21 protein-coding genes and 1 pseudogene are annotated in these 19499 nt (G+C 62.8%); 8 read left to right on the top strand and 14 right to left on the bottom strand.

The window, feature by feature from the left end; genetic code table 11:
* Positions 1 to 269 precede the first annotated feature (269 nt).
* On the top strand, positions 270 to 869 hold the full coding sequence (locus FQS62_RS17265) for a hypothetical protein (RefSeq protein ID WP_208042891.1): 600 nt from the start codon (positions 270 to 272) through the stop codon (positions 867 to 869).
* Between the two features lie 171 nt (positions 870 to 1040).
* Positions 1041 to 1465, top strand: a pseudogene (locus tag FQS62_RS17260) (BLUF domain-containing protein).
* A gap of 45 nt (positions 1466 to 1510) precedes the next feature.
* Here the strand turns inward: FQS62_RS17260 and FQS62_RS17255 are convergent.
* Together FQS62_RS17255 and FQS62_RS17250 are read right to left on the bottom strand one after the other, a co-directional pair.
* On the bottom strand, positions 1511 to 1702 hold the full coding sequence (locus tag FQS62_RS17255; RefSeq protein WP_226053577.1) for a hypothetical protein: 192 nt from the start codon (positions 1700 to 1702) through the stop codon (positions 1511 to 1513).
* A gap of 897 nt (positions 1703 to 2599) precedes the next feature.
* A complete protein-coding gene (locus tag FQS62_RS17250) occupies positions 2600 to 2932 on the bottom strand; it encodes a hypothetical protein (RefSeq protein ID WP_080354887.1) in 333 nt (110 codons plus the stop codon).
* A 100-nt stretch (positions 2933 to 3032) separates the two neighbouring features.
* Between FQS62_RS17250 and FQS62_RS17245 the strand changes: the two genes are divergently transcribed.
* On the top strand, positions 3033 to 3194 hold the full coding sequence (locus tag FQS62_RS17245; protein ID WP_019658981.1) for a hypothetical protein: 162 nt from the start codon (positions 3033 to 3035) through the stop codon (positions 3192 to 3194).
* Between the two features lie 428 nt (positions 3195 to 3622).
* Positions 3623 to 4084: a PA2169 family four-helix-bundle protein gene (locus FQS62_RS17240; RefSeq protein WP_049420088.1), complete on the top strand. Its 462-nt coding sequence runs from the start codon at positions 3623 to 3625 to the stop codon at positions 4082 to 4084.
* 607 nt (positions 4085 to 4691) lie between these two features.
* On the opposite strand, the gene FQS62_RS17235 is transcribed toward FQS62_RS17240, so the two are convergent.
* Positions 4692 to 5054, bottom strand: a complete 363-nt coding sequence (locus FQS62_RS17235; RefSeq protein WP_049447266.1) for a hypothetical protein — start codon at positions 5052 to 5054, stop codon at positions 4692 to 4694.
* An 852-nt stretch (positions 5055 to 5906) separates the two neighbouring features.
* On the opposite strand from FQS62_RS17235, the gene FQS62_RS17230 reads away from it, so the two are divergent.
* Positions 5907 to 6884 (top strand): YagK/YfjJ domain-containing protein, encoded by a 978-nt coding sequence (locus FQS62_RS17230; protein ID WP_159054965.1) that lies wholly within the window; start codon positions 5907 to 5909, stop codon positions 6882 to 6884.
* A gap of 23 nt (positions 6885 to 6907) precedes the next feature.
* Here the strand turns inward: FQS62_RS17230 and FQS62_RS17225 are convergent, their stop codons facing one another.
* The 3 genes from FQS62_RS17225 to FQS62_RS17215 all read right to left on the bottom strand — a co-directional run bounded on the left by FQS62_RS17225 (position 6908) and on the right by FQS62_RS17215 (position 8435).
* Positions 6908 to 7321 carry a hypothetical protein gene (locus FQS62_RS17225; protein ID WP_208042893.1) on the bottom strand — a complete coding sequence of 138 codons (414 nt, stop codon included), beginning with the start codon at positions 7319 to 7321 and terminating at the stop codon, positions 6908 to 6910.
* A gap of 416 nt (positions 7322 to 7737) precedes the next feature.
* Positions 7738 to 8055, bottom strand: coding sequence for a hypothetical protein (locus tag FQS62_RS17220; protein WP_208042894.1), 318 nt, complete (start codon positions 8053 to 8055; stop codon positions 7738 to 7740).
* Between the two features lie 113 nt (positions 8056 to 8168).
* Positions 8169 to 8435, bottom strand: a complete 267-nt coding sequence (locus FQS62_RS17215) for a hypothetical protein (protein ID WP_226053576.1) — start codon at positions 8433 to 8435, stop codon at positions 8169 to 8171.
* Positions 8436 to 8717: 282 nt separating this feature from the next.
* Here FQS62_RS17215 and FQS62_RS17210 point away from each other — a divergent pair, with 282 nt between their 5' ends.
* Positions 8718 to 9560 carry an alpha/beta hydrolase gene (locus FQS62_RS17210; RefSeq protein WP_049447273.1) on the top strand — a complete coding sequence of 281 codons (843 nt, stop codon included), beginning with the start codon at positions 8718 to 8720 and terminating at the stop codon, positions 9558 to 9560.
* 83 nt (positions 9561 to 9643) lie between these two features.
* The gene (locus FQS62_RS17205) at positions 9644 to 10582 is read left to right on the top strand and encodes an alpha/beta hydrolase (protein WP_208042895.1); all 939 of its coding nucleotides are present in this window, start codon (positions 9644 to 9646) and stop codon (positions 10580 to 10582) included.
* Positions 10583 to 10619: 37 nt separating this feature from the next.
* Here FQS62_RS17205 and FQS62_RS17200 read toward each other — a convergent pair whose 3' ends face one another.
* Together FQS62_RS17200 and FQS62_RS17195 are read right to left on the bottom strand one after the other, a co-directional pair.
* A complete protein-coding gene (locus FQS62_RS17200) occupies positions 10620 to 11042 on the bottom strand; it encodes a response regulator (protein ID WP_049447278.1) in 423 nt (140 codons plus the stop codon).
* Between the two features lie 92 nt (positions 11043 to 11134).
* Positions 11135 to 11902, bottom strand: a complete 768-nt coding sequence (locus tag FQS62_RS17195) for a CPBP family glutamic-type intramembrane protease (RefSeq protein ID WP_208042896.1) — start codon at positions 11900 to 11902, stop codon at positions 11135 to 11137.
* 149 nt (positions 11903 to 12051) lie between these two features.
* Here FQS62_RS17195 and FQS62_RS17190 point away from each other — a divergent pair, with 149 nt between their 5' ends.
* Positions 12052 to 12360 (top strand): TFIIB-type zinc ribbon-containing protein, encoded by a 309-nt coding sequence (locus FQS62_RS17190; protein WP_208042897.1) that lies wholly within the window; start codon positions 12052 to 12054, stop codon positions 12358 to 12360.
* Positions 12361 to 12491: 131 nt separating this feature from the next.
* Here the strand turns inward: FQS62_RS17190 and FQS62_RS17185 are convergent, their stop codons facing one another.
* From FQS62_RS17185 to FQS62_RS17160, 6 genes are all read right to left on the bottom strand, one after another.
* Complete coding sequence (locus tag FQS62_RS17185; RefSeq protein ID WP_012481061.1) at positions 12492 to 13004, bottom strand: GNAT family N-acetyltransferase; 513 nt, start codon at positions 13002 to 13004, stop codon at positions 12492 to 12494.
* Between the two features lie 81 nt (positions 13005 to 13085).
* Positions 13086 to 14081, bottom strand: a complete 996-nt coding sequence (locus FQS62_RS17180; RefSeq protein ID WP_208042898.1) for a copper resistance protein B — start codon at positions 14079 to 14081, stop codon at positions 13086 to 13088.
* A complete protein-coding gene (locus FQS62_RS17175) occupies positions 14078 to 15889 on the bottom strand; it encodes a copper resistance system multicopper oxidase (RefSeq protein ID WP_049447287.1) in 1812 nt (603 codons plus the stop codon). The genes FQS62_RS17180 and FQS62_RS17175 overlap by 4 nt, the downstream gene beginning before the upstream one ends.
* A gap of 75 nt (positions 15890 to 15964) precedes the next feature.
* Entirely contained in the window at positions 15965 to 16348 is a 384-nt protein-coding gene (locus FQS62_RS17170) for a CopL family metal-binding regulatory protein (RefSeq protein WP_049447289.1), read from the bottom strand.
* A 204-nt stretch (positions 16349 to 16552) separates the two neighbouring features.
* Positions 16553 to 18358, bottom strand: coding sequence for a DNA helicase RecQ (gene recQ, locus FQS62_RS17165; RefSeq protein ID WP_049447291.1), 1806 nt, complete (start codon positions 18356 to 18358; stop codon positions 16553 to 16555).
* 558 nt (positions 18359 to 18916) lie between these two features.
* On the bottom strand, positions 18917 to 19465 hold the full coding sequence (locus tag FQS62_RS17160; RefSeq protein WP_006385608.1) for a Dps family protein: 549 nt from the start codon (positions 19463 to 19465) through the stop codon (positions 18917 to 18919).
* Between the last annotated feature and the right edge of the window lie 34 nt (positions 19466 to 19499).

The following is a 19499-nucleotide window of genomic DNA, read 5'->3' as shown; positions in this document are numbered from 1 at the left end:
GAAGAGATCGCTGCTGTCGCCCCGGTGTTTGGCCACAATGTTGGGCAATAGCTGATGCCATGCGTCGGAGAGGTCGTTGGGTATAGGGTGAGTCAGTACGCAGATTCGCAATGCATACTCCATCGCCTTTAGGTAGCCGCGGTGCATCTCAAGTCCTGCCTCGCAGGCGTGGAGGCGATCGAGGATTTCCGTGATTTCGGTCGATATGGCAGTCTCGACAGGCGGGGGGTGGGCAGGGGAGAGTTCGCGGACACCTAGACGAGCCCCCTATGAGCATCCTCAACGTTCTGCTCACTCGTGACCACCTTGTCGTCGCCGTGGATACCTTGGCAGAGGATGCCCGAACAGGGGCGCATTCTGCGGGGGCGAAGCTGCTTCTGATCCCTCAGCACAACCTGGCACTGGCCACTCGCGGCTCCACGCAGTTCTTCCTCCGCATCTACGAGCTAGCTCTGCAAGCCAGTTTCCGCGCGGACTTCACGATGGAGCAGCTTTCCGCCGAGCTGGGGTTGGTGGTGGACCAATTATGGCCGAACTACGAGAAGGCAGCGGCCGAGGCTGGCCTGCCGCTAGAGCAGCTCGGGACCGAGTTGTCGCCGAAGAACGGGCGAATGATGGCCACGGCGTATGCCAAGAGCGACAGTCAGCGCCCGACCCGTGTCCAGCCGATCGGCGGGCAGCTGGCATCGCCCGGCGAACCGCTCCAGGCGGTGATGCCGAGCATGTCCCAGACCGATTTAATGGCCCATGCGCGCCTCCAGTCCAGCTACCTCAATGAGCAGATGGGCCGGCAGGTGGCGGGTGGTCGGCTGCTGGCTGGGTTCCTGCAAAACGGGCAGGCCGTGGTCAAGGATCTAGGGGCGATCTGATCTGGGCCGTAGTGCTGGAAGAATCGGCGGAACATAGCCGGAGGTAGCCCTGCGGGGCGTGCCCGGATTGTGTAGAACCCGGCGGAATTGTGACGGCTATCCGACGGTCTCTACGCGCTGCTTACACGGTCGGCCCTACGCTCGGTCTCCCCGAGGAGTCCGGAGAGTGCCATGCCCAACAGGGCTGTTGTTTTCGTCAGTGAGGCCTCACCACACCTGGCTGCGGAACATTTGGCTGCGATCATGGCGGACGCGGCTCGATTCAACAGAAACGCGGGCGTCAGCGGCGTCACCCTGTACGACGGCAGGCGGTTTCTGGCGTACATGGAGGGGCCGCCGGATGGTTTGGACGTCTCGTTCTCCAGAGCGGCGGGCGCGTCAAGCCATGGCGAGTTGATCGAACTGGCTAGGGGGGGGGGCAGCGCAGGCTTCCGTACTGGCCGATGCGTTGCATCCCCCTGTCGCCGCCGGAGCTGGTGCAGTTGGTGCGGGCCGACTGGACTTCCTTCCTGCAGCGGGGAGGCAATCAAGATGGCCCAGCCACCGCGATGGAGATGCTGGTGGCACTGGTCGAATCATTCGCCGAGGTTGCATAAGCAGCGCTGCGCCTGCATCGAATGGCGTACCGGAGATGCCATCGTTCATTTTGGGCCCTCAATGTCGAGTGGGTCATCCGGCTTTGGATCGAAGAGCGCCAGTAATCGCTCGCGGCGACACTGTTCAAGCCAGTGGTGCCAGATCTCCATTTCGTCCATCAACCCTGTGGCTCCGCAAGCCGGGCATGTAAGCGTGGTGCCCTTGGGATCGGTTTGAAAGCCTGCGTCCTCGGCCATTGAGGACCTCAGTCCGCAGTTTTTACATGTTGTCCGCACCTGTTCCAAGCGGATGATCGCCCCATTGAGCGCAAGTAGAGGCAGGATCGTATGGATCCTGAAGGCGTTGGGAGGGTGCATAGCCGTGCCGCTTGAGGGCTGGACACGGGAGCAAAGGATTCTGCGCCTGAGAAGAGCCACGAGACAGCAGTGTCTACCACGTGATGTGAGCCTCGCATCACACCAAGCTCGGGTGGAAGCTGCGCCCAACCTGCCGCTCATCGAAGTGACCGTCTAGCAAGGCAGGGCGCCGCCCGGGTGCCGGCAAGCATCCGGGTGGCGCCGCAACACAGGTGATCTCAGTACCTGGCATTGGCCGTGGCCCCGTCGCCCTCGCGAGAGAGGCGGGATTGTTGGCTTCCCCACCAGTTAGTCACGCCGTAGGTTCATCTTTCTGGTGAAGCGTCGCGGGGTGATAACGTGCCAAGGCGCACCATCATCCTGCGATGAATTCATCGCGATGGAGTGATTTATGTATGAGCGACGTCGAGGGCTACAGGTACGCATCCAGCACCAACTTGAAGGGCTGCGAGCGATATGGATACGGGTCAAGTATCGGAGTGAAAGGCTTCAAGCGATACGGGTACATGCTCGGCGCAGAAGCGACCGTTCCATTGAGGCTGCTTTCCTGCGAGCAGCAAATCCAGCTCAAGATGTTCAGTGAGGCCCGTGCGCGAATCTAGTGGAACATGATCTAGAGGGCTCAAGTCTCACAAATGCAAGTAGGAGCAATTAGCGTAAAACTTGAGTGGGCGGCGTAGAACTGCGCCGTCCATCATCGTTCTATTTGACCGCAGTCGGCTTGGCTTGGGGCGCTTCTGCTTGAGAGATGCAGTGTGAGTGAAATCGGGGCCTTCATCAGTGAAGGAGGTGGTCCCAGCAACGAGAAGCAAATTCTCTGGCGGCGGTCTCATTGCTCATGTCGCCTGATCGCAAGTTGAGTCTCTTCACTAGATCGTCAAGCCAGGCTTCCCGGCTTCCATGTGGATCTCTAGTGTAGATGTCGCATGCGATTTTGATGATGGGTTGGATATCTAGGCCGAAGCTGGCTCCAGGAAATGCACCGGAGCCGAAGTGCATGCGCCAATAGATGATCTCTCGCTCGACATCAACGAAGCTTGTATCCCTGCTCATGGCATTTTCCTCGAATGCGCCAAGGTCAGTGTACGCCTGTGGGTCGAATGGGCTCATTCATGTGCTCGGTTCAGGCTTCTCTTGGAAATCGACCTGCAGCTAACGGGGCGGCGCGCATGCTTCCAGTGCGGTGAGTCCACCGCGATGGAGTAAAGCTATGAATGACTTCAAACGTGATGCATCCAATACCAACAAGCCCGCTGTGGCGGAGCCGGATGCAGGGAAGCAGAAGCAACAGCAACAGGAGCAAGAACGCCAGGACAAGGAGTCCAAAGAGCGTAATGCCAATGAAGGCGGAGCTCATAAGTCGAACAAGTAAGATCGACTGTGAGTAGTTGAAAGAGGGTGGCGCAAGTGTGCGCTGCCCCTTTCTGTAGAAGGAGCGAAGTGCGTGAACAGGCTGAGAGACAGGAGCACAGACGCAGAGGCTTTGATGGTGCGGGTGGCATATCAGCTTCGGAGCCCGTCTGAGACCACGTTGCTGCCATGTAAGAGGTGCCGGAGACCAAGTCCTGGCGGCTATCTATGTGCCAATTGTCTATGCGACGACCTAGCCGTTCTGATTGAGAACTCGGGGGCTGCAAGTAGATGGCTTTCCTCAGTAAAGATCGCTATCCAGGATGAAGAGACTGTCCTTCGATATGCGAGGAAGGCTGCATCAAAATAGCTTTCCCCCGCCGCCGGTAAGTCGGCAGCGTGACGGGCACGCTTCGAAATCTTAGATTGAACCAATCAGGGAGAAGTGCCATGGGCCTTCAAACCATGCAGTCTAGAATTGAGAGCCGCCTCAATGACTTGATAGAGATATCGCGAGACGGGAAGGCGTTCTATGAGGAAGCCTCGGATCGAATAGAGAGCTCGGAGCTTTCCGATCTCTTCATGGGAATTGCAGGGGTTAAAGGTGAGCTGGTCGAAGAGATCAGTAGAATTGTGTCCACAAGTGGTGGTCGCCCCGCAGAGCGAGGCACATTCGTGGGTGCGATGCATCAGTACTATGGGAAGATGCTCGCGGCGTTTGGCGAGACCCAGTATCAATATGTGAAAGAGTTGGAGAAGTCTGAAGCGCGTCTCGTTCAGACATTCAACGAAGTTCTCAATGATCCGGACCTGTCTCAGGACGTGAAGAGGGAGGTTGCACGGATGATTCCCAAGGTCAGTGAATGCCATTCCGTCATGGTGAATCGGCTGCAATCGATGCATCGGCACTGAGGCTGGATGTTTCGTTGCTAACGAATAGTCCGCACATGTCCTGCCCGGCCTGCCGCCGACCCGCGAGCAGCAGCAACGGGCCCGGCGCCTAGCGGAGGCGGGGGCGAAAGAGATCGAGCGGATCAAGGCGGCGCTGGAGCCGAGCCGACCACCGAAGGAGACCAAGCCCAGGGCGAGGGATCCCATGATGGCGTGGGTCAGGGAAGGTAGAGACCTATTGTCCCGAGCTCGAATCTGATCCCCCGTTCAGGCGGGGGCGATTGCCGGACCTTGCTGGCGTTGCAGCCCCTCTTTGCTTAGCGTCGGCGGGGGGCCGTCTTGCCTTTGGCACTGATTCCCAGCCTTTTTTCGATTCTTGCCTCTGCCGTATCGAGTGGCGGCGGGGGAATGTCGCGTACAGATATTCTGGGAGCTGCTACAGGTCGCAGGCGGCATTGGTTCCACCAAGCCTCCAAGTCTTCTCTATGGATGCGATCCGACTTGGCGCTTTGCCCGAGTCTCACAGCGGTGAGTTGCCCGCCATCGATGGCTCTGCGTATCGTCTTGGCAGAGCACGCGCTCTGCTTAGCCGCTTCTGCAACGGTCATCAGCTTGCCGGGAGGTTGCACTAGCGTTTCCCCTTGCGCTCGTCATAGCGCCGTAGCCGGGCAAGAGCTTCCTTCATCTCAGGGGAGGTTACAGCTAGGGTTGGTGCGGAAGTTACCGATGGACGCGACCAAGCCTTCGCGCCGTAGATCGCCTGGTAGAGAGCCGCCTTCGCATAGAGCTTCTTCCCCATGAACTTGCGCGGATCAAGATCGTATTCGTGGGCGCGGGCATTGAACTGGCTAACTGACACGCCGCAGTAGTGGGCGGCCTCGTCTGCGGTTAGCCAGTCCTTGCCTGACAGATCGACGCATAGCACCGCTATTTGCTGTCGAAGTGCCTTGATCTCGTCCAGCAGGGAGACGTCGGATTCGGAGGTGTCCATCGGGATCTGATCCTGCGTGCCTACCCGCACCCTGCCACAGCGAAAGCCAGGTCGGAACCCAGGAGATCACTCAACCGGATTTCAAACCTATAACACGATAGGGAGAGGCCCCAGCCTCTCCTCTATGCCGGCGCAATGCCGGCTCCCTACTGACAAGGAGCCTATCGTGTTCATCGAACGATCCAATTCCCCTCTCGAGTACCTGGCCGCATTCGCGGTCGTCTTCTTGGCCGGAGTCATCACAAAGTCCCGAAGCTGTTGAGTCAGCCTGATCGGAGCCTGTAGCTGAGGCTCCACCTCACCCGGAAATCTGGTTCCCAACGCTCCACTTTGGTTCCAATGACGGCCATATGCGTCATTGAAATCAATGACTTGCGATGTGTATTTTTTTATAGGCGCTGGGCGGATCCCTGAATGGCCTTGGGCTTCCTAGCCTGTTGACACTGACACAACACGAGCTACCCCATGGAGAAAGCCAGTTCCAACCCGCTACGTGTCGTACGGAGAGAAGAGGTCCAGCGGCGGCTGGGAATCTCTCGCTCGACGATCTACGCGTATATCAACCGGCGCTCGCCCAGCTACAGGCCCTACTTTCCGAAGCCTGTGCATCAGGGGAGAACCATGGGATTCATCGAGCAGGAAGTGGATGACTACGTCCTGCGTCTTATGGACGCAAGAAAACTCGAAACTCAGCCCTAACTTTGACGTGGCGTAGGCCAAGTTAAACCCGCCAATCGCAAGTTTTTCTATGAGATTCCAGCGCGTCTCACAACCACACGATCTAGGAATGAACGTTGTTAATAGCCCAGTTGAAGGAGAGTACATATGGGGCAAGCAGCACACAGCAGTAGCATGTATCGTCGCGCCTATCTATGGGCATCGGACGGAACAAGGCTGATCACTGATCAGCAGACCGCCACCTTTGCTGTAAAGCAGATCGTGGACATGATGGGCAAATTGATGCGCTCCAAGGCGCCACTGTTTGAAGTGGATAGTCGCCATCAACTGTCGTTTGTACGTCGTACCACCCTGGGTGAAGCGTTCCTTCTGAGCCTGAAGTCAGATCTTGGTGCAATCTCTAAACACTTTCCAGCTCACCGGCATAGCCCTTACTACACTCTGTTTAAGCGCTTTTCTGCACCAGTTCGCTTTCTGTTCTCGGGCAATAAGCTCTTCGTTGAGGATGTACCCAGGGTCAATGCTGCAATAGAAAAAATGCGCGCTTTCGCCAAAGGGCCCGCACTTGGTGGGGCCATGCGTAATCTAAGGCGGTGTGAACATGAGAACGGTAAAGCTTCGCGTGAGCTGCTCTTGCGACTGCGTGAAGGCTACTCAAAACTGCTAGCTATCCGACTGGACTTCGGCTATTACTCCAACCTCTCTGATAAAGGGCGGATCTTCGCGCAGAGTGTGAGCTTGAAGGAGGCGCAGCAGCATCGTGACCGGCTGCTCAGCTATCTTCGTAGGGGCCCGCTCTCAGAGCATCTGGCCGGGTACATCTGGCGCCTGGAGTATGGTCTCGAGAAGGGGCACCACTACCATGTAGCGATTTTCTACAACGGCCAAGCGCTCGCTAAGGACATCAGCATTGCTGACATGATTGGCCACTACTGGAGGCAGACGGTGACCAAAGGGCGGGGGATGTTCTTCAGTTGCAACAAGAACAAAGAGATGTACGAGAGGTCCGGTATCGGAATGGTTGATCGCTCAGATGAGGAGAAGTGGGAGGCGGTGCACGAGGCGCTCCGATATCTCACGAAACAGGACCTCTACCTGCGCTTTCGGCCTGGCCCCAGGATTCGGACTTTCGGAGTTGGGGGGCCGTACTAGCTCAGCGATGGATCAGGGGCCGGTCACTGACCGGCCTTCGTCCTTGTCAGGACCTTCTTCTTAGTCAGCGTGGCATAGACCGCAGTCAGCTTGGGCGAAGCCCGCAAGGTGCGTCGGAACCAGTTCTCATCCTTCCCCTTCCCATCTTCCAAATCAAACATCGCTTGGCGAAAATCCGCAGTGAACCTGAATGGATTTTGGGAGTGAATTGCTAAGATCGATGCAGTTACACGCTGTCTGCTAGCCAGAAGTTCAGCCTTGGGGGTTCTGCCACCAATGGCGCCATTCTTGGCTGCAACGCGTCTCGCCGCCGCCTCATCAGAAGACTCGTACGCTGCCTCCATTAAACCTTCGCGGTGCGCCATTGTCTTCTGGGCCTGGACAAGATAGAACCAGCCTTCCTCAGCCTTGCCCTCTTTATGAAGATCTCGGGCCATGGAGAGCGGGATGCCAACCCTGTGCAGCTCGTCTGGACTTAGATGGACCCCCCATCCGCTAACGCGAGCCCCATCTGTGGTTTGGTACAGGAGTTCCCGAAGAACGTCCCCAAATGGTTTTGCCTGATCTGGAATTATGGATAGTAAGAACGATCGGACATCTTCCATGACTACGCCCTATGCGATTTCTGGCCATGGTCATGTTCTCAGTCTTAACTGTCCAGTCGTGCAAGGGCTCGCGCAAAGTGAGTCGATTAGTGAGTCCAAAGTAGATTGAATTAGATTTAATATCAATCAAATCAATTATTTACTCTTCTGTTTCGGTTGCTTCACGGCCACCATAGCATCCCATGACCCAGGTCATTCAGAAAGGCACCGCAATGCGGTGCCTTTTTTGTGGCGCTCGTCCAGGGCTACTACTTCGTCCGCGCAGCCTTCGCTTTAGCCGCCGCCGCGTCAGCAGCCTCCTGTGCGGCCGCTGCTGCCGCATTCGCGGAACGTGCCGCCTCCGCTCTTGCCGCCTCGAAATAGGTGAGCCGCTGCAGACTGGTCCTGCGTTCCAGCTCCATTGCTGCGGCGAAGCTCTCCGGATGCTTTGCAGCACAGGCCTCCTGCACCAGTTGCACGGCACGATCAGACAGCCCGGGCTGGATGTTGCCGAGCAGGCAATCGGCATACGGTACGGGCGCGGCCGGACTGGCGGCCAGCGCGCCGATGAGCACGACACTCAACATGCAAACCTCCTTGTAGGCTTCGAAGGGGCTGGCGACCAGCCCGTCCCAAGTATGGACCGGTTCTGGGTGCAACGGCGACTACGCCGGCCGGATATCCCGGCACACCAGTTCCATCAGCCCGCGGCAGGCGGGAACAACCGATCGATTAGCCCCTCATCCGGATGGCGGTCGGGCGTGGCCATCGACCGGTAGCGTTCGGCGGCGTCCAGCATTTCCACCACGGTCAGCATGCCAATGGCGGCACGCTCCGCGTGTGCCATCGCGAGTTCCCGCCCGGGCGGCAGATCGGTTTCCGGCCTGGGCAGACCGTCGGCGCCGTCGCCGTCGCCGTCGCCATCGCGGATGCGCTTGAGGCGTCCCCAGAATGCGCATCCACGCATGGCGTGGATCTACTTTCGCCTGAGAACAATCGCTGCGATGACGGCTGCGATGCCGACCGGGATCAGGACGACCGCCAGAAGAATGATCCAGTGCCAAATGCTGAAGCCCCCCATATCCCAACTCCTTGTAGGAAACGATGAATGTTAGCAGACGCGATTGCAGTCATTTCCCGATACAGTTCAAGCATCGCGCAGCGCCGTAGCGTACGTGCAGGCATGCCGAATCGGCCGACGCCTTGGCCTTGGCGTTATGCTCGGCACTTTCCCAGGATGGGCCGCCCCATGCGCTTGATCGTGCTGTCGCTGTTGTTGTCCGTTGTCTCCGCCGCGCCGCTGATGGCCGCCGAAACCGTATCGCCTGCTGCCGCCTCGCCACTGGTCATCGGCGAGACCTTCACCATCGAGTCGAAGGCGCTGGGCGAAACCCGCCGCATCAATGTCTACCGTCCGCAGCCCTGGGGCCTGGACCCGAAGGCACCGTTGCCGGTGCTGTACATGGCCGATGGCGGCATCGGCGAGGATTTCCTGCATGTGGCCGGGCTGGTGCAGGTACTGAGCGGCAACGGCAGCATGCGTCCGTTCCTGCTGGTCGGCATCGAGAACACCGAGCGCCGTCGCGACATGACTGGGCCCAGCAACGACCCGCAGGACCAGAAGATCGCACCGCGCATCGGTGGATCGGCGGCCTACCGCCGCTTCCTGCGCGATGAACTGATGCCGCAGGTACGCCAGCGCTACCCGACCACCGACGAGCGAGCACTGATCGGTGAATCGCTGGCCGGCCTGTTCGTGGTCGAAACGCTGCTGCAGGAGCCGACGCTGTTCAACAGCTACATCGCACTGGATCCCAGCCTGTGGTGGAACCGAGGCACGATGCTGGCCGGCGCAGCCAAGCAGCTGCCGGCGGTGACGCGCGCGCAGCCGCGCGTGTTCCTGGCCAGCAGTGGTCAGCCGGAGCTGGCTGCCTCCGCCGCGCAGTTGGCCACGCTGCTGCAGCGGGCCTCGCCGTCACCGCTGGTGAAGTACCTGCCGCTGCCGGAGGAAACCCACGCCACCATCTATCATCCGGCCGCGTTGCAGGCGCTGCGCACCCTGTTCCCGGCACCGCCGCCGGCCTCGCCCTGACCTGGCGTGGCGCCACGCCGCACGGCGTGTGAGGATGCGGTAGCGGCGCCACCGGGCGCGCCGCCCGCAACAGGAGAGCGCGGATGCAGCGTGTGCGTGGATGGAGTGTGGTGGCCTGCCTGACCCTGGCGGGATGTGCGATGTCGGTGGCGCCACCGGCAACGCAGAGTGACGTGAAGGAAAGCGCGGCAACGGCCGTGCCGGGCGTGGTGCTGCCGGATACGGAAGCGCTGCGCGTACATGACCCCGTGGGGCGTGATTACCCGATATGGGTGGCACTGCCGGCCGACTATGCCACGCACCCTGAAAAGCACTATCCGGTGCTGTACGTGACCGATGCGCTGTACAGCTTCCCGCTGGTGCGCAGCGTGCGCAATCTGGTGGGGCAGCAGGGCATCAACATCGAGAACTTCATCCTGGTCGGTTTGCCGCCGCAGGAGGGGCTGACTTCGAAGCAGAGCCGCTCGCGCGATTACACGCCCAGCGACCCGGCGCGTACCGCCGGGGGGTACTACAGTGATGACGTCACCTACGGTGGTGCCGCGCACTATCGCGATTTCCTGGCGGCGCACGTGCTGCCGATGGTCGATGTGCGCTACCGCACAGACCCGGCACGGCGCGCATTCGCCGGCCACTCCTATGGCGCTCTGTTCGGCGCCTATGTGCTGACCACCCAGCCGGACATGTTCAGCACCTACATCCTGTCCAGTCCTTCGCTGTGGTTCGATCAGCTGCGGCTGCCGCGCATGCAGGATGCCGCCGCCATCCCGGCGCAGCCGACGCGCGTGCTGCTGTCGGTAGGCAGCTACGAGACGGACAAGCCAGGGGCGCGTTACTCAACCGGGAACGACATGCTGCGGCAGACTGCCGACTTTGCCGCCCAGCTTGGGCGGAATGGCCGCAAGCTGCAGGTGGAGAATGTGGTGATCGACGGTGAGGACCATCTCACGGTGTACCCGCGGGTAATCACCCGCGCATTGCTGGAGGTGATACCAGGCGAAGGGCCGTATACCGGCGGTTGATGCCTTGTTCAATCCACGCCATGCGTGGATCAATGGCTCACGCCGCCTGTGCATCTGGCCCGACCAACACGCCCACATCCGCGTGCCGGAAGCACAGCCGGATGGCATCGAGCAGTTCGCTCATGTTGTAGGGCTTGGGCAGGAAATGGATGCCGTCGCGCAGTTGCGGCAGCACCTGGTGCTGGTCCATGCCCGAGGTGACCAGGATCGGCAGGTGTGGGTAGAGACTGCGAACCCGGTTGGCGGCTTCAATGCCACTGATCAGGCCCAGATTGACGTCGGTGAACAGCAGATCGAAACGCTCCCCGGCGGCCAGCAGACCCAGTGCCGCTTCGGCGGAGCTCACGCCCACCACGTGGCAGGCCTGGCTTTCCAGCGCCAGCCGGCTCAGTTCGCGAGTTTCCTCCGCGTCCTCGATCAGCAGGACGCGGGGTTCGACGTGGCGCTTGGACAGCAACATGACGCGGCAACTCCGGACAGCAACGGTGAAAAGGCGCGCAAGTATGCGCAAGCCGGTGGTGATCCCGGCGTGCACGGCAAGCTAAGCGGGCGTTACAGGTCTCTCTGGCGCCGGAGCCGAACGTGCCAGGCCAGCACCGCGACCGCGAGCAGGGCGGTGCCGATGCGCAGGCCGGTAGCCTGCCAGCCCAGTGCAACGGCGTCATCAAGGCTGAACGCATTCCAGGCCAGGTTCATCGAAACGTGCAGGACCAGGCCGCACCACAGAGTGTCTCCGTCGAGGTGGTCGAGCCAGGCGAAGATGAAGCCGCCCAGAGCGATCACCGCGCCGACGAACAGGGCGGTGCCACCTCCCTCGAAACCGCCGAAGCCCAGCCAGTGGACCATGCCGAACAACAGCGCCTGCGGCAGTGCGAGCCACGGCCAGGGGCCGCGAACGATCTTCACCAGCAAGACGAAACCGAGGCCACGGAACAGCACTTCCTCGGCCAGCGGGAACAGCACTGCGAGCATCGTGGCGTCCAATGCGGTCAGTGCCTTGTTTGGTGTGCCGAGCAGTGCCAGGCCCAGCCAGCACGGCAGGGTGGCCAGCAGCACCCACATCGGGCCGCCCCAGCCATTCCCGCGCAGCCCGAGGCTGGCCAGCAGGCTTGTTCCACGGGGGCGCAGCAGCGCGGCCAGCAGGAGTGCTACCAGCGCCGCCAGCGCGTTGTCCACCAGGCTGCCGCCATAGGGGATGGGCAGTGCGGGAATCGGTGTGCCGATGGCCGCGGCGATATCGCGCAGGTTCAGGCCGAGGCCAACGCCCAGCAGTACCAGCCCCATGCGCACGGCGTTGGGTAGGCGGGACAACCTGGTCATGTACGCACTCCTTGCGGAACAGGGGCCCAGTGTGTGCGACTGCCGTGGCATGGGCACGCGTCGGAAGTCCCCGTGCCATCGGTCATGGGTTGCCGCACAGTCATCACAGGGCAGGTAGAGTCATTGCCAGACCGACAGGAGCAATGCCGATGCTGTGCCCCGTATGCACGACCCAGACCCTGCAGATGGCCGAACGCCACGGCATCGAGATCGACTATTGCCCGGGCTGCCGTGGTGTCTGGCTGGATCGTGGCGAGCTGGACAAGATCATCGAACGTGCTGGTGCAGGTGCGGCCGTACCGCCGCCAGCGCCCGTGCAGGCTCAGCCGGCGTCCGCGCCGCCACCAGTGATGCACCGTGATACCCGCCACCTCGGCCAGCGCTACGAGGACAACCCTGGCCACGGCTACAAGAAAAAGAAGAAGGAGAGCTTCCTGTCGGAGTTGTTCGATTTCTAGGCGCTTCGCTCTTTGTAGCGTCGGGCCATGCTCGACTGGCTGTTGCCGCCAATAGTCGAGCATGGCTCGACTCTACAAGGGCCGGAAAGGAAAGCAGTCGAGCATGGCTCGACTTTACAGGGCGCGCATGATCACGGCCGCCGAAGGATGAACTCACGGTCGTGGGTGTCGCCCACGATGAAGTCGTACTCGCCAACCTTGCTGCAGCCATAGCGCGCATAGAAGCGCTGAGCACCGAAGTTTTCTTCCCACACGCCCACCCACAGGGTGCGGCGCTGCGGCTGGTCCAGCCAGGTCATGAACGCATCCATCAGGCGCGCGCCGTGGCCGCCGTTCTGGTGTGCAGCCAGGATGTAGAACCGCTTCAGTTCGATGTCGCCCTCGCGTGCATCCGTGTGCGGCAAGGTGTTGGCACCGGCGGCCAGATAGCCGACCACGGCATCACCCTCCATCAGCAGCCAGATCGCGCTGCGTGGGTCGGACAGTTCGATGCGCTGCGGTTCGCTGCTGTAGTGCGCCTGCAGGAAATCGTGCAGCTCCTGCGGCGGATAGGAATCGCCCCAGGTTTCGTTGTAGGTGGCAATTGCGATGGCCGACAGCGCGTCGACATCGGCAAGGGTGGCGCGGCGGATCTGCAACGACATGGCGGTGCCTGCAATGGAGCGTGGCGCAGTGTAGCCGGCCCCGGCGGCTGCCGGGGCTGGCCATTGCTCACGAACCGCTGCTCAGAACCACATGCGCACGCCCGCCACCCAACGCGTGTCGCGCGCGTGGTCACCGGCATAGTCGGCGGTGTCGCCAAACGTACGTTCGTGGCTGATGCCGATGTACGGCGCGAAGCGACGGCTGAACTCATAGCGCAGGCGCAGCCCGGCTTCGACCTTGTTCAGTCCGCGACCAATGCCGTACTCCGGTTCATCCTTGGCCGCAACGGTGGCTTCCAGCAGCGGCTGCAGGATCAGGCGGTTGGTCAGCAGTACGTCGTACTCGACCTCGGCCTTGGCCAGCACCTGGCCGCCGGAGCCCAGGTACAGCGTGGCCGAACTCTCGAACTTGTACGGCGCCAGGCCCTGGATGCCGATGGCCGCCCACGTGCGCGAGTCGGCCGGGCGGAAGTCCTGGCGCACACCGACCAGCACGTCCCACCACGGCGACACGCTGCGGCCATACAGTGCTTCCAGCGATGACGACTCGGTGCGGCCGCGGCTGCGTTCGCCATCGGTGCGCAGCCACAGGCGGTTGATGTTGCCGCCGATCCAGCCCGTGGCCTCCCAGGCCTGGCCGTTGCTGTCCTTGCCGTCCCAGTGTTCGAGGCGGTCGATCAGCAGCAAGCTGTTGATCTCCGGCGCATGCTCCATTGCACCGTGGGCGATGGGCGGGAATGCGGCGGCACGGTCGGCATCGGTGGGGACCGGAATCGGCTCACGCGGTTCGGTGGGTGCGGGCGTGCCGTGACCCATCGCCGCATGGTCCATCTGCGAATGGTCCATCGCCGCTGGCTGCATCGCGCCATGGTCCATCTTCGAGTGGTCCATCGCGCCCGAATCCATCTTCAAATGATCCATCTTCGAATGATCGACCTGTTCGACTGGTGCGTTGACGGTCTTTGCGGGCGCGTCCATCGCAGCCATGTCATGGCCGGCGTGCGACTGCGCGAAGACCGGCAATGCGGCGGCCAGACCCAGGGCCAGCAGGCTGGGGGAAAACAGTGAGCGGCTCATTCTTCGATCCTCACTTCGCGCATCATGCCCGCTTCCATGTGGTACAGCAGATGGCAGTGGTAGGCCCAGCGGCCGAGCGCATCGGCGCGTACGCGGTAGCTGCGGCGCGTGCCGGGTGGCATGTCGATGGTGTGCTTGCGCAGCTGGAACTCGCCCTGGGCGTTTTCCAGATCACTCCACACGCCGTGCAGGTGGATCGGGTGCTGCATCATGGTGTCGTTGACCAGCACGATGCGCATGCGCTCGCCGTAGTTCAGCCGCAGCGGTTCGGCGCTGGCGAACGGGATGCCATCGAACGACCAGGAGAATTTTTCCATGTGGCCGGTCAGGTGCAATTCGATCTCGCGGCTTGGCTCGCGGCCATCGGGATCCTCGAACAGGCTGCGCATCGCGCCGTAGGTCAGCACCTGGCGTCCGTTGTCGCGCAGACCAATGCCGGGGTCGTCCAGCTTCGGTTCGGTGGCCGAGCTCTGCATGTCCACCAGCGGGTTGTTGCGCTCGCTGGCCGGATGCTTCGGTGCCTTGCCGGCAGCATCGCCACCGCCGTGCGCACCGTGACCCATGCTGGCGCCGCAGCCACCCTCCATGCCCTTCATCGCGGCCATGTCGTGGCCACCATGGCCACCACTGCCCATGTCGTGCCCCATGTCGCTCATCGTCAGCAACGGGCGTGGGTCGCGCGCGGGAATCGGGGCCTGCAGCCCGTGGCGCACCGCCAGCGTGCCGGCGGCGTAGCCGGTGCGGCCCATGTCCTGGCAGAAGATGGTGAAGGCGTCCTGGCCGGTGGGTTCGACCAGCACGTCGTAGGTCTCGGCCGGCGCGATGCGGAATTCGTCGATGCTGACCGGATGGATGTACTGGCCGTCGGCGGCCACCACGGTCATCTTCAGGCCGGGGATGCGCACATCGAAGTAGGTCATCGAGGCGCCGTTGATGAAACGCAGCAGCACCTTCTCGCCGCTGCGGAACAGCCCGGTCCAGTTGCCGGCTGGGGCGGTGCCGTTCATCAGGTAGGTGTAGGTGTGCGCGTTGATGTCGGAGATGTCGGTCGGCGTCATCCGCATCCGCCCCCACATGCCACGGTCGGACAGCGCGGCTGACCAGCCCTCGCGCTTCACGTCACGCAGGAAGTCGGGCAGGGTGCGCTTGTAGTAGTTGTCATGCTCGGCGAGCTTCTTCATGCGGCGGAACAGCGCGCCAGGGTCCATGTCGGTCCAGTCGGACAGCATGATCACGTGCTCGCGATCGTGCCGGTAGGGCGCCGGTTCGGCCGGATCGATGATAAGCGCGCCGTACAGGCCGGCCTGTTCCTGGAACATCGAGTGGCTGTGGTACCAGTAGGTGCCCGACTGCTTCAGTTCGAAGTGGTAGTGGTAGGTCTCGCCGGGGCCGATGCCGTTGAAGCTCAGGCCGGGCACGCCGTCCATGTTGGCCGGCAGCAGGATGCCGTGCCAGTGGATCGAGGTCGGGTGGCGTTCCAGGGTGTTGCGCACGAACAGGTCCACGGTCTGGCCTTCGCGCCAGCGCAGGATCGGTGCCGGCAGCGAGCCGTTGACGGTGATCGCCGGGCGGGTGCGGCCGGTGAAATTGGCCAGCGATTCGCCGATGGCCAGTTCGATGCGGGTGTCGCTGAGCACGGCGGGGGCACCGGCCAGGCGTGGGGCGGCAGTGGCGGCGGCGAGCGCGCGCTGCGGCACGCCGACAGCGGCGATGCCGGCAACCACGCCACCGGCGGCCAGGCCCTGCACGAACAGGCGGCGCGACGGCATGGGCACAGCGCCCGGACCGGGGGGAATGCGGGTATTCATGGTGGTGACTCCAGACACGTAAAGACGCCGGCAGGTGGCCGGCTACGGTGCGCAGGGCGCACGGTGCATGTGGAATCAGCCGATGGGAGGGCGGGAGATCGGCGGCAGCGGCGGCGCCGGACGGCCGTTGGCCGGCATCGGCTGCGGGGCCAGCGAGAGCGCCGGGCCGGCCATGAACGGCAACGGCTGCACGACCAGCAAGGGGTGCTGGGCACAGCTGCGCACGCAGTCCTTGATCTGGCAGTGGGCGTCGTGGGCGGGGGCCTTGGCCTGCGGGGCCTCGTTGGCCTGCATGGCGGCGTGGTGGTGGCAGTCGGGGTCACCGCCATCTACGGCGGCCGCGACGGCGTGTGCCATCCGCCCCATTTCCTCGTGACCGCTGGCCATGGCCGCGTTCAGCCCGTTGAGCAACAGGCTGAGCATGAGCACGACACGGAGCAGGGTCGAGGCCAGGGACATGGCGTTAATCTAGCTGCAAGTGGGCGCCGATGCACTTCTGGCTGAATGGCTGGTTCAAGGTTGGACCGGCACCAGTGTAGAGCCGAGCCCACGCTCGGCTGCTTCTGCGCGAACAGCAGCCGAGCGTGGGCTCGGCTCTACAGGGGCGCCCGCGCGCCGTTGGGACCATGCCCGGCGGCCGCGCAGCGCGGCAACGCGATACCGTCAGCCCTCTTCGCGCACGATCTCGACCAGGCGTGGGCCGTAGCGGCTCAGCTTGGTACCACCGATGCCGCCGACCCGGGCCAGTTCGTCCAGGCTGGTCGGCCGCTGTTCGGCGATGTTGCGCAGGGTGCTGTCGTGGAAGATCACGAAGGCCGGCACGTTCTGTTCGCGGGCCAGTTCGGCACGCAGGCCGCGCAGCGCATTGAACAGGGCCAGGTCCTGCGGCAGCACCGACAGGCCGGTACGCTGCGCGCTGCGCTCGCGCCCGCTGGTGCTGCTGGCCGGGTCGCGGCGCATGCTGATCTGGCGGCGGCCGGTCAGCACGTCGCGGCTGGCGTCGGTCAGGCGCAGGCCACCGTGGCCCTCGCTGTCCACTTCCAGCAGGCTGGCGGCGACCAGCTGGCGGAACACGCTGCGCCAGGTGCGCGCATCCAGATCGCGGCCGATCGCATAGGTGCTGAGCTTGTCGTGGCCCTGCTGCTTCACCTTCTCGTTCTCGCTGCCACGCAGAACGTCGATCAGATGGCCGACGCCGAAACGCTGGCCGCTGCGGTAGACGCAGCTCAGCGCCTTCTGCGCCGGAATGGTCGCGTCCCACGAGGCGGGTGGCGTCAGGCAGTTGTCGCAATTGCCGCAGGGCTGGGGATAGGTCTCGCCGAAACCGGCCAGCAGCACCTGGCGGCGGCACTGCATGGATTCGCAGTAGCCCAGCAGGTGGTCGAGCTTGCCCCGTTCCAGCTGCTTGCGTTCTTCGCCGGCCTCGGACTGCTCGATCATCTGCTTCAGCAGCACCACGTCGCCCAGGCCGTAGCACAGCCAGGCTTCGGCGGCTTCGCCATCACGGCCGGCGCGGCCGGTTTCCTGGTAGTAGCCTTCCATCGACTTGGGCAGGTCGGTATGCGCCACGAAGCGCACGTCCGGCTTGTCGATACCCATGCCGAAGGCAATGGTGGCGCACATCACGATGCCATCCTCGCGCAGGAAGCGGCGCTGGTTGTTGGCACGCACTTCCGGGGGCAGGCCGGCGTGGTAGGGCAGGGCGTTGAAGCCCTGGCCGCAGAGGAATTCAGCAGTCTCCTCGACCTTGCGCCGTGACATGCAGTAGACGATGCCCGCCTCGCCACGGTGGCCGCGCAGGAAATCGGTCAGCTGCTTGCGGGCATTGTCCTTCTGCACCACGGTGTAGCGGATGTTGGGGCGGTCGAAGGAGCTGACGAAGTGGCGCGCTTCCTGCAGATCGAGGCGCTCGGCGATCTCGCGCTGGGTTGGCGGATCGGCGGTGGCGGTCAGCGCGATCCGCGGAATCTGCGGCCAGCGCTCGTGCAGCACGGTCAGCTGGCGGTACTCGGGGCGGAAGTCATGGCCCCACTGCGAGACGCAGTGTGCTTCGTCGATGGCGAACAGGGCGATCCGGCTCCGTGACAGCAACGACAGGAAGCGACCGGTCAGCAGCCGCTCGGGCGCGACATAGAGCATGTCCAGCTCACCGGCGAGCAGTTCGCGCTCGACGCGGCCGGCGGTCTCGGCATCCAGGGTTGAGTTCAGGTACTCGGCACGCACGCCGAGCTGGCGCAGGGCTTCGACCTGGTCCTGCATCAGCGCGATCAGCGGCGAGATGACGATGCCACATCCGTCACGCAGCAGGGCCGGGACCTGGTAGCACAGCGACTTGCCGCCGCCGGTGGGCATCAGCACCAGGGCATCGTGACCGGCAGCCACATGCTCCACGATGTCCTGCTGGGGACCACGGAAATCGTCGTAACCAAAGACGCGTTGGAGCAGGTCGTGCGCGGGACGGGAAGCCATCCGGCTAGTTTACCCCGGCGGGAGGGGTAGGGGTTCGGCAGGGCTGCGCCCTGCACCTGCTGCAAGCCAGTGCAACGTCAAAGGCAACAGCCGGCTCTGGGGTGATCCGTGAATTGGCGGGGCGGTGTCGGAGTGCGGGGACGCCGCAAGTACGTCCGTGTAGGCTTGGCAGCCGCATCCATGCGGCTGACACCCCGCAATCCGACACCGCCCCGCCTTCGACAGGTTCACGCGGCTGTTGGTAGGTGTCGACCTTGGTCGACACATCTGTCAGATATCGAATGAATTCATCCGTGTCGACCAAGGTCGACACCTACCAGAGCGGACGCTGTTCCGGCAGATCGCGGAAGCCTGTCAAGGGCGGGGTGGGTCCGGTTGCGGGAGTGTCAGCCGCATGGATGCGGCTGCCAAGCCCCCAGGGACGGGTTTACGGCGTCTCCCGCAACCGGACCCACCCCGCCAACCCACAGGAAACCAGCTCTTGCTCTTGCTCTGGTAGTTGCTGTTGCTTCGGCCTCTGCGGGTGCAGGGCGCAGCCCTGCCGAACACCCCCAACCCTTACTGGAGGAGCGAGCGCAGCATCCAGGCGTACTTCTCGTGGGTCTGCAGGCGCTGGGTCATCAGATCCTCGGTCGGGGCATCGTCACCCTTGGCCGCCACCTCCAGCACTTCACGTGCCGTACGGCAGACCGCTTCGTTGGCGACCACCAACTGGCGTACCATTTCACGCCAGTCCGCACTGTCGGTCAGGCCCGGTTCCTCGGCGATCGAGGTCAGCGCAGCGAATTCCCGGTAGGAGCCCGGGGCATTGAAGCCCAGCGCGCGGATGCGCTCGGCCACGTCGTCCAGTGCCGCCCACTGCTCGGTGTACTGCGTCTCGAACATGGTGTGCAGCGAGTTGAACATCGACCCGGTCACGTTCCAGTGGAAGTTGTGCGTCTTCAGGTAGAGCGTGAACGCATCGGCCTGGAACCGCGACAGACCGTCGGCAATCTTCTTGCGATCGCCCTGGGTGATCCCGATATCGATGTTCGGCGCCGACGGTGCCGCCGCTGCAAGCTTCTGCTTTCCGGTCTTGGGCTTGGTCGTGCTCTTGGTCTTCGCCATGGGGTTCCTCCTTGTGGAATCGTTGGCCTTCACA

It is taken from the genome of Stenotrophomonas sp. SBJS02, assembly GCF_020428325.2.
Taxonomy (GTDB): domain Bacteria; phylum Pseudomonadota; class Gammaproteobacteria; order Xanthomonadales; family Xanthomonadaceae; genus Stenotrophomonas; species Stenotrophomonas africana.
The sequence above is the reverse complement of the archived record's forward strand: the minus strand, read 5'-3'. Positions and strand labels throughout refer to the sequence as shown.

Coding starts and splice junctions, on each gene's coding strand:
- FQS62_RS17205 (WP_208042895.1), top strand. CDS start 9,644: ATGCAGCGTGTGCGTGGATGGAGTGTGGTGGCCTGCCTGACCCTGGCG.
- FQS62_RS17210 (WP_049447273.1), top strand. CDS start 8,718: ATGCGCTTGATCGTGCTGTCGCTGTTGTTGTCCGTTGTCTCCGCCGCG.
- FQS62_RS17185 (WP_012481061.1), bottom strand. CDS start 13,004: ATGTCGTTGCAGATCCGCCGCGCCACCCTTGCCGATGTCGACGCGCTG.
- FQS62_RS17230 (WP_159054965.1), top strand. CDS start 5,907: ATGTATCGTCGCGCCTATCTATGGGCATCGGACGGAACAAGGCTGATC.
- FQS62_RS17160 (WP_006385608.1), bottom strand. CDS start 19,465: ATGGCGAAGACCAAGAGCACGACCAAGCCCAAGACCGGAAAGCAGAAG.
- FQS62_RS17195 (WP_208042896.1), bottom strand. CDS start 11,902: ATGACCAGGTTGTCCCGCCTACCCAACGCCGTGCGCATGGGGCTGGTA.
- FQS62_RS17265 (WP_208042891.1), top strand. CDS start 270: ATGAGCATCCTCAACGTTCTGCTCACTCGTGACCACCTTGTCGTCGCC.
- FQS62_RS17200 (WP_049447278.1), bottom strand. CDS start 11,042: ATGTTGCTGTCCAAGCGCCACGTCGAACCCCGCGTCCTGCTGATCGAG.
- FQS62_RS17220 (WP_208042894.1), bottom strand. CDS start 8,055: ATGTTGAGTGTCGTGCTCATCGGCGCGCTGGCCGCCAGTCCGGCCGCG.
- FQS62_RS17175 (WP_049447287.1), bottom strand. CDS start 15,889: ATGAATACCCGCATTCCCCCCGGTCCGGGCGCTGTGCCCATGCCGTCG.
- FQS62_RS17245 (WP_019658981.1), top strand. CDS start 3,033: ATGAATGACTTCAAACGTGATGCATCCAATACCAACAAGCCCGCTGTG.
- FQS62_RS17190 (WP_208042897.1), top strand. CDS start 12,052: ATGCTGTGCCCCGTATGCACGACCCAGACCCTGCAGATGGCCGAACGC.
- FQS62_RS17180 (WP_208042898.1), bottom strand. CDS start 14,081: ATGAGCCGCTCACTGTTTTCCCCCAGCCTGCTGGCCCTGGGTCTGGCC.
- recQ (WP_049447291.1), bottom strand. CDS start 18,358: ATGGCTTCCCGTCCCGCGCACGACCTGCTCCAACGCGTCTTTGGTTAC.
- FQS62_RS17170 (WP_049447289.1), bottom strand. CDS start 16,348: ATGTCCCTGGCCTCGACCCTGCTCCGTGTCGTGCTCATGCTCAGCCTG.
- FQS62_RS17255 (WP_226053577.1), bottom strand. CDS start 1,702: ATGGCCGAGGACGCAGGCTTTCAAACCGATCCCAAGGGCACCACGCTT.
- FQS62_RS17215 (WP_226053576.1), bottom strand. CDS start 8,435: ATGCGTGGATGCGCATTCTGGGGACGCCTCAAGCGCATCCGCGATGGC.
- FQS62_RS17250 (WP_080354887.1), bottom strand. CDS start 2,932: ATGAGCCCATTCGACCCACAGGCGTACACTGACCTTGGCGCATTCGAG.
- FQS62_RS17235 (WP_049447266.1), bottom strand. CDS start 5,054: ATGGACACCTCCGAATCCGACGTCTCCCTGCTGGACGAGATCAAGGCA.
- FQS62_RS17225 (WP_208042893.1), bottom strand. CDS start 7,321: ATGGCCCGAGATCTTCATAAAGAGGGCAAGGCTGAGGAAGGCTGGTTC.
- FQS62_RS17240 (WP_049420088.1), top strand. CDS start 3,623: ATGGGCCTTCAAACCATGCAGTCTAGAATTGAGAGCCGCCTCAATGAC.